General features: G+C 44.1%; 11 protein-coding genes. 7 read left to right on the top strand and 4 right to left on the bottom strand.

Annotated features, from left to right (window positions below; genetic code table 11):
* Nucleotides 1-14: 14 nt before the first annotated feature.
* Nucleotides 15-626, bottom strand: coding sequence for a MarC family protein (locus AY607_RS14060; protein WP_225215744.1), 612 nt, complete (start codon nt 624-626; stop codon nt 15-17).
* 25 nt (nt 627-651) lie between these two features.
* Entirely contained in the window at nt 652-2,688 is a 2,037-nt protein-coding gene (locus tag AY607_RS14055; protein ID WP_064102875.1) for a choline transporter, read from the bottom strand.
* Between the two features lie 269 nt (nt 2,689-2,957).
* Between AY607_RS14055 and betI the strand changes: the two genes are divergently transcribed.
* From betI to AY607_RS14030, 5 genes are all read left to right on the top strand, one after another.
* Nucleotides 2,958-3,536: a transcriptional regulator BetI gene (gene betI / locus AY607_RS14050; protein WP_064102874.1), complete on the top strand. Its 579-nt coding sequence runs from the start codon at nt 2,958-2,960 to the stop codon at nt 3,534-3,536.
* Nucleotides 3,537-3,557: 21 nt separating this feature from the next.
* A complete protein-coding gene (gene betB, locus AY607_RS14045; RefSeq protein ID WP_064102873.1) occupies nt 3,558-5,033 on the top strand; it encodes a betaine-aldehyde dehydrogenase in 1,476 nt (491 codons plus the stop codon).
* A gap of 11 nt (nt 5,034-5,044) precedes the next feature.
* Nucleotides 5,045-6,700: a choline dehydrogenase gene (betA, locus tag AY607_RS14040; protein WP_064102872.1), complete on the top strand. Its 1,656-nt coding sequence runs from the start codon at nt 5,045-5,047 to the stop codon at nt 6,698-6,700.
* A 128-nt stretch (nt 6,701-6,828) separates the two neighbouring features.
* The gene (locus AY607_RS14035) at nt 6,829-7,599 is read left to right on the top strand and encodes a hypothetical protein (protein ID WP_064102871.1); all 771 of its coding nucleotides are present in this window, start codon (nt 6,829-6,831) and stop codon (nt 7,597-7,599) included.
* 334 nt (nt 7,600-7,933) lie between these two features.
* Nucleotides 7,934-10,135: an OsmC domain/YcaO domain-containing protein gene (locus tag AY607_RS14030; RefSeq protein ID WP_064102870.1), complete on the top strand. Its 2,202-nt coding sequence runs from the start codon at nt 7,934-7,936 to the stop codon at nt 10,133-10,135.
* Between the two features lie 259 nt (nt 10,136-10,394).
* Here the strand turns inward: AY607_RS14030 and AY607_RS14025 are convergent, their stop codons facing one another.
* Both AY607_RS14025 and AY607_RS14020 read right to left on the bottom strand, forming a co-directional pair.
* The gene (locus AY607_RS14025) at nt 10,395-12,107 is read right to left on the bottom strand and encodes an electron transfer flavoprotein-ubiquinone oxidoreductase (protein WP_064102869.1); all 1,713 of its coding nucleotides are present in this window, start codon (nt 12,105-12,107) and stop codon (nt 10,395-10,397) included.
* 227 nt (nt 12,108-12,334) lie between these two features.
* Nucleotides 12,335-13,171, bottom strand: a complete 837-nt coding sequence (locus tag AY607_RS14020; RefSeq protein ID WP_064102868.1) for an IclR family transcriptional regulator — start codon at nt 13,169-13,171, stop codon at nt 12,335-12,337.
* 492 nt (nt 13,172-13,663) lie between these two features.
* Between AY607_RS14020 and AY607_RS14010 the strand changes: the two genes are divergently transcribed.
* A complete protein-coding gene (locus AY607_RS14010) occupies nt 13,664-14,818 on the top strand; it encodes an acyl-CoA dehydrogenase family protein (RefSeq protein ID WP_064102957.1) in 1,155 nt (384 codons plus the stop codon).
* Between the two features lie 31 nt (nt 14,819-14,849).
* On the top strand, nt 14,850-15,226 hold a 377-nt coding region (locus AY607_RS14005; protein WP_171255317.1), incomplete at its 3' end, for an acyl-CoA dehydrogenase family protein.

The raw sequence follows: 15,226 nt of genomic DNA, 5'->3' as shown, positions 1-15,226 counted from the left end.
ATAGAACGGATTTATCAGGTTTCTAATATTCCTGTAATACCTGTCACGATCATATCGATGGCAATGGTACCGATTAAAAGCGCTGCAACACGACCGACGATATCGACATACAGGTCAATATAGTTTGAATACTTGTGCTGTAAATGATCATGCAGGTATTTCATCAGAATTAGCAAGCTACAGGTCAGAAACAGGGTTGAGAAAATCACCAGAATGGTTTGCATTAAACTGAGCTGAATCCCGGTAATCACAGAAGCCGAAATGGTGCCCGGACCGATCATAAACGGCATGGCAATCGTGCCCGCCAGATGACTGGGTGCCCCACGCATCACGCCAATCGTATCAGCACCTTCAAAGACATAACGATAGCCAATCACCAGAAAGATAATACCGCCAAAAATCTGGAAGGACTCAAACCGTACATGCAAGACTTCATTAAAGAAGGCTTCACCGGTTTTTGCAAAAATGATGAACACAATAAAGCTGATCAGGCTGCCTTGAATCAATGCCATGTTGAAGACTTTTGCATCGGAATTACGGATAATTCCGAGCATGTAGATACTCATCAAAAATGGATTGAGCAGGGAGAAAAACAGGGCAAAAGCATTCAAACTTTCTGACATCATTGCGTCCTTCCGTAGTTGAGTAATCCTAGATTTCACGATCCGGGAACAGCGGACGTTTACCTGGGCTGATCCGGTTAATGTGCAGATACATCATATGACGTTCATATTTATCCAGGATGTCATTGATCACCTGTTCCTTGCTATAACCGACCAGATCGTTGCCCTGAGAGCCTTCAAACAGATAACTTTCCAGGCGATAGTAATAACGTTTGGTTCGTTTACCACGTGAACTGAAATTTGGCGTGTCATAGCGTACCGGCCATATTTCATAGACAAAGTTTTCTTCTTCATCGAGCTGAATAGTCAGATCCAGATGATACAGTTCAGGTTCTTCCTCAAGTGATTTTTCCTGAATATTGACTTGAATACCTTTGTCAATTAACTCGGTTGCAACGGCCTCAATGGCCGGCTTGCAGACATTGTCCAGCATGGTCCGGGTCTGGGACAGGCTTGGATGCAGCATGACCCGGCTCAGACGCTTCTTCCAGTTCAAGATATCCACATTACCGACCACAGGTGCCGCATTCAGGCTGGTACTGGCTTGACGAAAATCCTCCAGACGCAAGGACTTATAGAGTCCCGCCATCACAAAGAAAATGACGAAACTAAAAGGCAGACCCATAATAATCGTGGTGTTCTGTAATGCTGTCACGCCATTCGCCATGAGCATAGCCAAAGTCAGCAAACCGATGGCAATGGCCCAGAACACACTGAGCCAGCGTGGTGAATCATGCTCAATATTAGTGAATTTGGTCGTGAAATTTCCCAATACCAATGCCCCTGAATCCGCTGAGGTCACATAGAACAGCAAGCCGGTAATGGTGGCGACACCTGCTGTAAACATAAAGCCTGGATACTGCGCCAGCAGATCATAAAAACCATGTGCCGGATTTTCTAAAACTGTCGTAGCAAGTTGAGTATTACCATCAAAAATCACGCTGTATAAAGCACTGTTACCGAAAATAGACAACCAGGTCAGGGTAAATAACAGAGGAATAACCAAAGTCCCGGTGACAAATTCGCGAATGGTACGACCACGGGAAATACGGGCCAGGAACAGACCAACAAAAGGTGACCAGGCGATCCACCATGCCCAGAAGAACAGGGTCCAGCTATTCATCCACTCTTTGGGTTGTTCAAAAGGAAAACTGGTTAAAGAAAGCTTCGGGAACTGGCTGATATAGTCACCAAAATTCTGAATCAAGGCGGCTAATAAAAACTCGGTATTGCCTACAAATAGAATGAATAGCAGCAGCCCAATTGACACATAGATATTAATTTCAGACAGGATCCGGATGCCTTTATTGACACCTGCAGTGACTGAAATAATAGTAATAATCACAGCAACGGCGATGAGTGCAGTTTGAATCCAGATATTTTCCGGTAAACCAAACAGCACATGCAGGCCGTAATTTAATTGCACAACGCCAATCCCGCAGGTGGTGGCAATCCCGAAAATCGTGCCGAGTACCGCAGCCGTATCCACAGTATGGCCGATCGGGCCATTAATTCTTTTTCCAAAAATAGGATAGAGTGCTGATCGGATGGTGAGCGGTAAATTATAGCGATAGCTGAAATAACCCAGGGCGACCCCAATCAGCGCATACATACTCCAGCCGGTTAAGCCGTAGTGAAATAGGGTCCACACCATGGACTGGCGCGCAGCTTCAAAGGTTTCGCCTTCGCCTACAGGGGGATTCATATAATGAGAAAGTGGTTCCGCCACAGAGAAAAACATCAGGTCAATCCCGATCCCGGCAGAAAATAGCATCGCCGACCAACTCAGCAGGCTAAATTCTGGCTTGGAATGTTTGGGACCTAATTTAATCTCGCCATAACGAGAACAGGCAATAAAAATGATAAAAACTAGATACAGCGTTGCCGCCAGCAGGTAATACCAGCTAAAGGTACGACTGACCCAGTTTAAAATATTAATAATGACTTGATTGGCTTGTTCATTAAATAAAATGGTAATGATAGAAAACAGCAGAATAAGTGTCGCCGAAAAATAAAAAACTACTTTATTCAGACCATCTTGCATCTCTTCATTTTTCTTTTGCATAAATCCATGACCATCGTTTTGTTGCCGGATGATCTACAGTGCAGTGTGATTTAAAAGTAAAAACATGCCATAAAGCTTCCCTGTTTTCGTGAATTACAAACTTTTGCAAATCCAAAACAAACTGCGCTGTACATCAAGGGTGAGCTGGCACTATAATTTTTATTAATTGAACGTTCAATTAAAAAAGCGTTTATTAATTGTTACATCATTCCGCTATTTTTTTAGCAAAGTAACTTTCTATTGTTATATCCGTTATTCAGGTTAGACCTATGCCCAAAGTTGGTATGCAACCGATCCGCCGTCAGCAACTTATCGACGCCACTTTAGCTGCAGTCAATGAGCTGGGTTTTGCAGAAGCCTCAATCAGTCAGATTGCTCAAAGGGCAGGTGTCTCAAACGGCATCATAAGTCATTATTTTAAAGGTAAAAATGGCTTGATTGAAGCCACAATGCGTTACTTGTTGCAGCAATTAGGTACATCTGTTGCACAGATAAAGATGCAGGTTGATGACATGCCGGAACAACGCTTACTGGCGATCGTACGTGGTAATTTTTCTGCTCCACAAACGGACAAGGCAGCCATGAAAGTCTGGTTGGCATTCTGGGCTAGCAGTTTACACCAACCTGAATTACACCGTTTACAGCAGATCAATCATTACCGTTTACATTCCAATCTCAAATATGAATTCATGAAAAAGTTGAGTAAAGACCAGGCAGAGAAAGCCGCTCAAGGTCTGGCAGCATTGATTGACGGATTCTGGCTGAGAGGAGCATTGGTAAGTGGCGAAATTGATCCAGAACTGCCGATTGAACTGTGTAGTGAATATATCCGACAACAACTCAAATAACCCACCTGCGAGGAAATTCCATTGACAACCTTCAAACTGCAACGTCCTTATATTCATGGACAGTATGTCGATGCAACGTCCAATAGCACGTTTCAAACGATTAATCCTGCAACAGGCGAAGTTCTGGCAGACGTGCAAGTATGTACGCGAAAAGATATCGATCGCGCTGTTGAATCGGCACAGCAAGGACAAAAGGTCTGGGCAGAAATGACGGCGATTCAACGTTCCCGTATTTTGAACAAGGCTGTCGCTATTCTTCGTGAACGTAATGACGAGCTGGCGCGTTTAGAAAGTCTCGACAGTGGTAAAGCTTTCAGTGAAACATCCACCGTCGATATTGCGACAGGTGCAGATGTACTCGAATACTATGCAGGTATTTTGCCAGCATTAGAAGGCCAGCAAATCCCGCTCAGAAGCAGTTCGTTTATTTATACCCGCCGTGAACCTTTGGGTGTGGTTGCCGGGATTGGTGCATGGAATTACCCGATTCAAATCGCTTTATGGAAATCGGCACCTGCACTGGCAGCAGGCAATGCCATGATCTTTAAAGCCAGTGAAGTGACGCCTCTAACTGCATTAAAACTGGCAGAAATTTATACTGAAGCAGGCGTGCCGCATGGCGTATTCAATGTGGTAACCGGTAGTGGTGAAATTGGTGGCTATCTGACTTCACATCTGGACATAGCCAAAGTTTCATTTACCGGTGGTGTCGCAACCGGCAAAAAAGTTATGGCCCAAGCTGCAAATTCGAGCCTGAAAGAAGTCACCATGGAGCTGGGTGGAAAATCCCCGCTGATTATCTGTGAAGATGCCGATCTGGATCTGGCAGCAGATATTGCCATGATGGCCAACTTCTACAGTTCCGGTCAGGTCTGTACCAATGGTACCCGCGTATTTGTACCTTTAGCCTTAAAAGCAGAATTCGAAGAAAAGATTTTGCAGCGTATTCCTTATATCCGTATGGGGGATCCACTTGATCCTGAGACCAATTTTGGTCCAGTGTCCAGCTTCTCTCATATGGAAAAAGTATTGAGCTATATTGAAAAGGGCAAGATCGAAGGTGCACGCTTATTGTGTGGTGGTGGCCGTGCTGAAGATGAGCAGTTTGCGCAAGGCGCTTATGTGCTACCAACGGTATTTACCGATTGCCGTGACGACATGACGATTGTCCGTGACGAAATCTTTGGTCCAGTCATGAGTATTCTGAGTTATGACTCAGAAGAAGAGGCGATTCGTCGAGCCAATGACACCGAGTATGGTCTGGCAGCTGGTGTCGTGACACCGAATCTGGCACGTGCGCACCGTATTATTCATCAAATTGAAGCTGGCATTTGCTGGATTAATACCTGGGGCGAATCACCGGCAGAAATGCCAGTTGGTGGTTATAAACATTCGGGTGTTGGTCGCGAAAACGGTATTGTCACGCTACAGCAATATACCCAGACCAAGTCAGTTCAGGTCGAACTCAGTCCTTTCCAGTCTGTATTTAGCGCATAAGGGAGGATTGGATGAATTACGATTATATTATTATCGGCGCAGGTTCGGCAGGAAATGTGCTCGCAGCGCGTTTAACTGAAGATCCGGATGTGAAAGTTCTGTTGCTGGAAGCGGGTGGACCGGATTACCGTCTAGACTTCAGAACACAAATGCCAGCTGCGTTGGCTTATCCCCTACAGGGACGACGTTATAACTGGGCCTATCTGACCGACCCCGAACCTCATATGAATAATCGTCGTATGGAGTGCGGGCGCGGCAAGGGTCTGGGCGGTTCTTCGTTAATTAACGGCATGTGTTACATTCGCGGTAATGCTATGGATCTTGAACAGTGGGCCAGCCTTAAAGGGCTAGAACACTGGAGCTATGCCGAATGTCTGCCGTATTATAAAAAAGCTGAAACCCGCGATATTGGCGGCAATGATTATCATGGTGATTCTGGACCAGTTTCGGTGGCAACACCTAAAAATGGCAATAATGAACTGTTCTATGCCATGGTCGAGGCAGGTGTACAGGCCGGTTATCCACGTACTGATGACCTGAATGGCTATCAGCAAGAAGGTTTTGGGCCGATGGACCGTACCGTAACGCCGCAAGGCCGTCGTTCCAGTACAGCACGTGGTTATCTGGATATGGCCAAAGGCCGGGATAATCTCACAATTATTACCCACGCCATGACCAACCGTATTCTGTTTAATCGTAATCAGGCAATTGGTGTGGAGTATTTTGAAGGACAAAATACCTTACAGCCGATTCAGGTCTTTGCGGATCGTGAAGTTTTATTATGTGGTGGTGCAATCGCCTCGCCACAAATCCTGCAACGCTCCGGTGTGGGTCCGGCCGAACTGTTAAAAAGTCTGGATATTCCGGTGGTTCAGGATTTGCTAGGCGTGGGTGAAAACTTGCAGGACCATCTGGAAATGTACCTGCAATATAAGTGCAAAAAACCGGTTAGCTTATATCCGGCACTCAAATGGTATAACCAGCCGATGATTGGCGCTGAATGGTTATTTTTAGGTAAAGGTATCGGGGCCAGTAATCAGTTTGAAGCCGGTGGTTTTATCCGCTCCTCAGACGAATTTGAATGGCCTAATATCCAGTATCATTTCCTGCCTGTAGCGATTAATTATAATGGCACCAATGCCATTCATGAACATGGTTTTCAGGCACATGTGGGCTCTATGCGTTCGCCGTCACGTGGCCGTGTCCGTCTGAAATCCAAAGACCCGTTTGAGCATCCACGTATTCTGTTCAACTATATGAGTACCGAGCAGGACTGGCGTGAATTCCGCGATGCCATCCGGATTACCCGGGAAATTATGCATCAGCCGGCATTGGATCCCTATCGTGGTGAAGAAATCAGTCCGGGAAAACATCTACAAACTGATGCTGAAATTGATGAATTTGTTCGTAATCATGCAGAAACCGCGTATCATCCATCGTGTAGCTGTAAAATGGGTGAGGATGACATGGCGGTTGTCGATGGTTATGGACGCGTACATGAAATGCAGGGGCTGCGTGTGATTGACGCCTCCATTATGCCTTTGATCATTACCGGCAACCTCAATGCAACTACGATTATGATCGCTGAAAAACTGGCAGACCATATTCGTGGCAAGCCTCCTCTTGCACCTTCATCTGCACCTTTTTACAAGGCACCTCGCGCTTAAATCATGGTTTTATTCCTGTCGTCTAGTAAAGCAGGAGTAAAGCGAATTTCAATTTTGTCTCAAAACGGAGATAAAACCTCGACTGCTTTCGATTTTATCTCCGCTTTGCTTAATACATTTTATATTTTATGAAAATATTCAATCAAACAGTGCTGTTTGGCTGTGCTGCTGTTTCAAGTTTTTACTGTTATGCCGATGATGCGGAAGTAAAACAAATAGAAACGAGTGGAAATATCAGTGTGGTTTCGAAATATATCTCCCGTGGTCTAACCAATGCACCTGAAAATGACGACGTTGCTGTACAGGCAGCGCTGAATCTAGCTTATGGCAATTTTTATGTCGGATATTGGGGATCTACGCTTGGATACTCTTATGCAGAAGTGCAGGGGCGTCCGGGACATCGCTCAGACAAATTCGAGCATGACTTTCTGCTGGGTTATACCCATAGCAGCGAAAATTATGACTGGGATCTATGGAGCGCAATCTATTATTATCCGGGCGGCAAGCATACTACCGGAAATGAGCTGGGTTTAAATGTAAGTCGTGCGTTGAATGATCAGACCAATATCGGGGTCAGCATATCGACCTATCTGTATGATGTGGCTTATGCCAATCAGGGCGATACTTTTTATACACTTAACCTGAGCCATCAATTGAATGATCGCCTGAATGCCAGCGTTACGGCAGCAGGGAGCTATTTTAACGATGAAGGCAAATATGAGGGCGGTGAACTGGGCGATACCGAAAAGCAGTTTGCCTTTCGTTATGCTTCTGCCGGACTCAGTTATGCGCTTTTACCGCAGTTGAGTGTGTCAGGTGAATATATCTTTGGCGGTTATGACCGCTATGATGACAAGCAGCGTAATCTTGCAGTATTTGCACTGAGTTATGATTTCTAAAGTTATCTCAGACTAGGCAGGTGAAAATCTGCCTTATCCGTAACGTTAATTGATAATATAATTCATGACTTGAAGTTGATTCATGCTCCGGCAGTTCAGGAAAGACTGAAGGTCTGGTTTAATCTGGCAGAATTTCAGACAAATATTATCAATTTCATAAAATAATTCTATAATAGCGCCCATTCTCGGCAGCGTTATCCAGACACTTAGTCAAATGGCATAACCTGACCATTTTCTATTTTTCATTCAAGTTCTCCTCCGTGAACCGGCTTGTATATTCAGATTCAGCATCTTATCTGTCCGTGACGGCACATAAGAATATTTAGGTATCCACATGGAAATTAAGGTCAATTATCTCGATAATCTTCGCCAGGAAGCCAAGTTCGATGACTTCACGGTGATTGCCGATCAGCCGATCCGCTATAAAGGCGATGGTTCGGCACCTGGCCCATTCGATTATTTTCTGGCGTCGTCGGCACTTTGTGCGGCTTATTTTGTCAAAGTCTATTGCGCAGCACGTGACATTCCGACTGATAATATCCGCCTTTCGCAAAACAATATTGTTGATCCTGAAAACCGCTATAAACAGATTTTTAAAATTCAGGTGGAACTGCCGGCTGATATTTCTGAAAAAGACCGCCAAGGGATTTTACGTTCGATCGACCGTTGTACCGTCAAGAAAGTGATTCAAACCGGTCCTGAATTTGTCATTGAAGAAGTGGAAAGCATTGATGCCGATGCTCAGGCCTTATTAATGCCAAATCTGGCTTCTGACCATACGACTTTCATTCCGGGTAAAGACCTTCCGCTGGAAGAAACCATTGCCAATATGTCTGCAATTCTGGCGGGCCTCGGCATGAAGATTGAAATCGCCTCTTGGCGTAACATCGTGCCGAATGTCTGGTCTTTGCATATCCGTGATGCGCAGTCGCCGATGTGTTTTACCAACGGTAAAGGTTCTACCAAAGAAAGTGCGCTAGCATCTGCCTTGGGTGAATTTATTGAACGTCTGAACTGCAACTTCTTCTATAACGACCAGTTCTGGGGTGAGGATATTGCCAATGCCGAATTTGTGCATTATCCAGATGAAAAGTGGTTCCAGCCAGGCCCAAATGGCGAACTACCTGCAGAAGTTTTGGATGAACATACCCGTGAAATTTATGATCCAGAAGATGAGTTATTGGGTACCCATCTTTATGATACCAACTCGGGCAATAAGGCTCGTGGCATCTGTTCATTGCCATTTGTACGTCAGTCTGATGGTGAAACCGTTTATTTCCCGTCCAATCTGATCGAAAACCTTTACTTAAGTAACGGGATGAGTGCCGGCAATACCTTGGCTGAAGCGCAAGTACAATGTCTTTCTGAAATTTTCGAACGTGCGGTAAAACGCGAAATTCTGGAAAGTGAACTCGCATTACCGGATGTGCCTGTACATGTTCTGGCAAAATATCCAAAAATTATTGAAGGTATTAAAGGTCTGGAAGAACAGGGCTTTCCGGTTCTGGTCAAAGATGCCTCATTAGGCGGCCAGTTCCCGGTCATGTGTGTGACCTTGATGAACCCGCGTACTGGCGGTGTATTTGCCTCATTTGGTGCCCATCCTAACTTTGAAGTGGCATTAGAACGCAGTCTAACTGAGTTGTTACAAGGCCGTAGTTTTGAAGGTCTGAATGATCTGCCAAAACCAACCTTTAGCAGCAATGCAGTAACTGAACCGAATAACTTTGTTGAGCATTTCATCGACTCAAGCGGTGTGGTGTCTTGGCGTTTCTTCAGCGCGAAATCAGAATATGATTTTGTCGAGTGGGACTTCACCAATAATGGTCAAAATTCGAATGCTGATGAAGCTCAGGAATTATTCACGATTCTGGAAAACATGGGTCATGAAGTTTATATGGCGGTGTATCAGCATCTAGGTGCAACAGCTTGCCGTATTCTGGTACCGGGCTATTCGGAAATTTATCTGGTAGAAGATCTGGTTTGGGACAATACCAACAAGGCTTTGTTATATCGTGAAGATATCCTGAATCTGCACCGCCTGGATGATGAACAACTGGAAGCACTGGTTGAGCGTCTGGAAGAAGCGGATGAAGATGATTATACCGAGATCAAAACCTTGATCGGTATCGAGTTCGATGAAAATACTGAATGGGGCCAACTCACTATTCTTGAACTGAAACTGTTGATTTATGTGGCTTTGCAGCAATTTGAAGAAGCCAAAGATCTGGTGGAGCAATTCCTGCAGTTCAATACCAATACCGTTGAACGTGGCCTGTTCTACCAGTCCATGAATGTCGTTCTGGAAGTCATTCTGGATGATGAAATGGAACTGGAAGATTATGAACACAACTTCCGTCGTATGTTTGGTGATGCCCGTATGGATGCCGTTCTAGGTTCAATCGAAGGAACAGTTCGTTTCTATGGTTTGACCGAAACCAACATGCAGCTTGAAGGGCTGGATCGTCATCTACGTTTAATTGACAGCTATAAGAAATTGCATGCAGCGCGTGCCAAGTTTGTGGCTCAGCAATAATCCATAGATGAATGACTAAAATTTTTCGTCATTTGTTTTAAATCTTAAAAATGGCTTACTCGGTTTCGAGTAGGCCATTTTTATCTCTGATCCTATATGCAATCTTTTATATTATTTTCTATTCTAACTTATTAATTCCAGCTCCCGAGGGAACTGGAATTACCTAAAAAATTAAAGTGAAGTGTTAATACTAACTGCTTCAAGATTGGGTATATGAATGTGAGAAATAAATTTATTTCTCACATTCACAAGAATTACCTTACATATTCGGGTAATTCGGACCACCACCACCTTCCGGTGTCACCCAGGTGATGTTCTGGGAAGGATCCTTGATGTCACAGGTCTTGCAGTGCACACAGTTGGCTGCATTGATCTGGAAACGCTTGGAACCGTCATTATTTTCCATGATTTCATACACCCCCGCCGGGCAGTAACGCTGTGCAGGCTCATCCCATTTCGGCAGGTTCACTTCAACCGGAATGGACGGGTCAGTCAGTTTCAAATGCGAAGGCTGGTTTTCTTCATGGACCGTGTTCGATACAAATACCGAAGACAGTCGGTCAAAAGTCAGCTTGCCATCCGGTTTTGGATAGGTCGGCTTGAAGTTCACTGCATCGACAGTTTTTAATGCCTTGAAGTCAGGCAGCAGATCATGCAGGGTGAACGGCACTTTAAACACGTTCTGGTCGATGAAGTTGAATGCACCTCCCATCCATTGACCGAACTTGTGCATCGCCGGGCCGAAGTTACGCGAGCTGTACAGCTCTTCTTTCAGCCAGCTATGGTTGAACTTGTCGGTATAAGCAGTCAATTCCTTAACAAAGAAATCTTCGCCCTCTACCACGCGTGCAACCGCCAGATCACCACCTTTTTCTACACCGGCAGCAATCGCTTCAAATACCGCTTCACCGCAGAGCATGCCGGATTTCATTGCCGTATGAGAACCCTTGATCTTGGCGAAGTTCAGGAAGCCGGCATCATCCCCAATTAATGAGCCACCCGGGAAGGTGAATTTCGGCAGCGAGTTAAAACCACCTTTGGTCACGGCACGGGCACCATAAGAAATACGCTTGCCACCTTCCAGATACTGCTTGATCAGTGGATGGGTTTTCCAGCGCTGCATTTCCATAAATGGATACATATGCGGGTTTTCATAAGAAAGATCCACGATCATGCCCAGGGTCACCTGGTTGTTCTCGGCGTGGTATAGCCACCAGCCACCTGAAGAACCGGTTTCATTGAGTGGCCAGCCGGCACCATGCATCACCAGACCCGGTTTGTGCTTGACTGGATCAATTTCCCACAGCTCTTTAATGCCGATGCCGTAATGCTGCGGATCGGCGTCCTTGTCCAGGTTGAACTTCTGGATCAGGCGCTTACCTAAATGACCACGGCAACCTTCAGCAAATAACGTGTATTTAGCGTGCAGTTCATAACCCGGAGTAAAGTTATGTGTCGGTTCGCCATCTTTACCAATACCCATGTCACCGGTCTGGATGCCTTTTACCGTGCCATCTTCATGATAAAGAATCTCAGAGGCGGCAAAGCCCGGGAAGATCGACACTTCCAGTTCTTCCGCTTTCTGGCCTAACCAGCGCACCACGTTGCCGAGCGAGATGACATAGTTGCCATCGTTATGCATGGTTTTAGGTACCATCCAGTGCGGTGCTTCCTGTGATTTTTCATCTGACAGCAGGAAGAAAGTTTTATCTTCAGTCACCGGGACATTCAGCGGGGCACCCTGTTCTTTCCAGTCCGGGAACAGCTCGTTCATGGCACGCGGTTCAAGCACAGCACCGGAAAGAATATGCGCACCGACTTCGGAGCCTTTTTCTACGACACAAACGGACAGATCGTTTAAGTTGTTTTCAATTGCAAGTTGACGGATTTTGATTGCAGCAGAAAGACCCGCAGGGCCTGCGCCTACGATGACGACGTCAAACTCCATTGATTCTCTTGTTATATCTTTCATAATATAAAATCCAATTTCGTATAGCGATATTTATAGCATTATCTAAATCGGTTATGAAGCTTATTCTTGATCTTTTTATTTGAAATAGGACTTTATCTTTTTTTTTAAATCTTATCTATTTCACAGCATCAAAAAGGTTTGCGGCAAATTCTGGGTAAAGTAAGAAGATGTATAGCCTGGGTATTCAATAGAAAGAGCGACTTAATGTCGCTCTGATGATTAATTTTTTATATGTTATTGAGATTCATCGCAATATTATTCACCATGTGAATCAGACGCGGTCCAATTTCATTTTCCAGTTTTTCCTGGTTTAACAGATAACTTGGTGCACCGCAGTTAAACGTTAAAATCCCATGTTTGGGATGAACCAGTGGAACTGCCACGGAATTCACATCTTTCGCCCAGTCACCTAAAGACAGACAGTAGCCATAATCCTGATAATCACGGATTGCACGTTCCAGATTACGCTTAATGGTTGGCCACTGGTCTTCATTTCTTTTTTTGATCGCATCAAATAAATATTCGCGTTCTTTTACATCCATTGCTGCCAGACAGGCACGTCCCATGGCACTGCTATGAATCGGTAAGGTAGAACCGACAGGGCGGCGCATGGTCAGCGTCGATTCTGTATGTACCACTTCCAGATAAATCATGCTCAAACGGTCACGTGTAGCCATTGCCACAGGAGCTTGAGAATAACGCGACATTTCTTCCATAAATGGATAAGCCTGAGTCCGCGCAGAAATATTACTCAGAGCTGCATAGCCCAAAGCCAATACACCCACATCCAGTAAATATTTTGTGGTATTAGGCAATTGTTTTAAATAACCTAAAGAAACCAGGGTACTGGTAATACGCGCTACAGTCGGCTTAGGCAAGTTGGTTAATTGTGCAATTTCCTGATTGCCAAGTAATTGATTGGTTGAAGAAAAGCAGCGCAAGATTTCCAATCCACGCGCAATAGACGCAATAAATTGAGGATTGTTTTCTCTATGAATATGTGAAATCGGGTCTAAACGGATTTCATCAAAATTGGGAATTTCACCAGTTTTATTTTTTGTCATGTTCAAGGCAATTAAGGTTAAATTAGTAAATATGATAACAATATAATTTCACGATACAAAATAAAACACTTATACAAAAGATAAAATGTAGAAAAAAGTACCTAAATTATTTGTGATCGGAAAGAATGTAGTTATCCAAGCTTCCAGACAACATGCAGTCATCTGGTTTTCAGGTTAAAGAAAGTCATTCAAAATTTCGATTTTTCACCACAATAGCAATAATTAATAAGCATTACCTCAAGAAGAAAGATGCAGCCTTATCTTCAAAAGCTGATAAACACAACGATTCTTCATTGGTAATATTTCGCATTGTGAAATTAAATCTTAAACACAACTTAACTCAAATACCAGAAAAATTTCATTTTTAAGATAAAAATAAAAATTTTGGTAATTTTTCTTGCTAAAAATGATTTTATGTGATTATTTATTTCGTATTGCGAAACAAAAATAATGGTAAAGGAATTTACCTAAATTATATCCATGGAGATTTATATGATTCGTGATCCAGAAATGTTAGACCAGCTTCTGTCGACGATTCGAAATTTTGTAAAAAATGAATTGGTGCCTCTTGAGCATGAAGTAGAAGAGAACAATGCCATTCCTGAACATATTGTGGAACAGATGAAAGAGTTGGGTTTGTTTGGCCTGACGATTCCAGAAGAATATGGCGGTTTAGGCATTACCATGGAAGAAGAAATTCTGGTCGCGATGGAGTTGGGTCAGACATCGGCTGCCTTCCGCTCTTTAATTGGTACTAACAACGGCATTGGCTCAAGTGGCATCATCATCGACGGTACAGAAGAACAAAAACAGAAATATTTACCGCGTTATGCAACGGGCGAAATTATTGGTTCATTCTGTTTAACCGAACCTGATTCAGGGTCAGACGCTGCTGCTTTAAAAACCAGTGCAGTCAAAGACGGCGATTATTATATTTTAAACGGAACTAAACGCTTCATCACCAATGCCCCACGAGCTACGACATTTACTGTGATGGCACGTACCAATCAAGAAATTAAAGGTGCTAGTGCTATTTCAGCATTTCTAGTTGAAGCAGGCACGCCTGGTTTAAGCCTAGGTAAAATTGACAAGAAAATGGGCCAACATGGTTCCTATACCTGTGATGTAATTTTTGATAACTGTAAAGTGCATAAAGATCAACTGATTGGCGGTGTAGAAGGGATCGGCTTTAAAACAGCAATGCGTGTGCTGGATAAGGGTCGTCTGCACATTGCCGGTTATAGCGTTGGCATGGCAGAGCGTATGCTGCAAGACGCACTTAACTATGCAGTGGAACGCAAACAGTTTGGTCAGCCCATTGCGAATTTCCAGCTGATCCAGGGGATGTTGGCAGACTCTAAGGCCGAAATTTATGCAGCCAAATGTATGGTGCTGGATGCTGCGCGTCTGCGTGATGCGGGTCAAAATGTTACGACTGAAGCCTCTTGTGCCAAAATGTTTGCAACCGAAATGTGTGGCCGAATAGCTGATCGCTGTTTGCAGATTCATGGCGGAGCGGGTTATATCAGTGAATATTCAATTGAACGTTTCTACCGTGATGTGCGTCTGTTCCGTTTATATGAAGGAACCACACAAATCCAGCAAATTATTATTGCGCGTGAAATGATTAAACAAGCAACTGCCTAATCTCATAATTTTAAAATAAGGAAATATTAAAATGACGACAAAAATTAGATTTGATTGGCAAGACCCGTTTTTAATCGAACAGCAACTCACTTCAGAAGAACGCATGATTCACGATGCAGCGGCAGCATACTGTCAAGACAAACTGATGCCGCGTGTACTGGAACAGTTTCGTCATGAAAAAACCGATCCGGCTATTTTCCGTGAAATGGGAGAATTAGGTTTGCTGGGTCCAACCATTCCAGAACAGTACGGTGGTGCAGGTCTAAATTATGTCAGTTATGGTCTGATTGCCCGTGAAGTTGAACGTGTCGATTCAGGTTATCGTTCCATGGCCAGCGTACAAAGCTCTCTGGTGATGGTGCCTATTAATGAATTTGGTTCTGAAGAGCAAAAGCAGAAGTATTTACC

It is taken from the genome of Acinetobacter sp. SFA (assembly GCF_001647535.1).
Taxonomy (GTDB): domain Bacteria; phylum Pseudomonadota; class Gammaproteobacteria; order Pseudomonadales; family Moraxellaceae; genus Acinetobacter; species Acinetobacter pecorum.
This window is presented reverse-complemented; position numbering and strand designations above follow the sequence as displayed.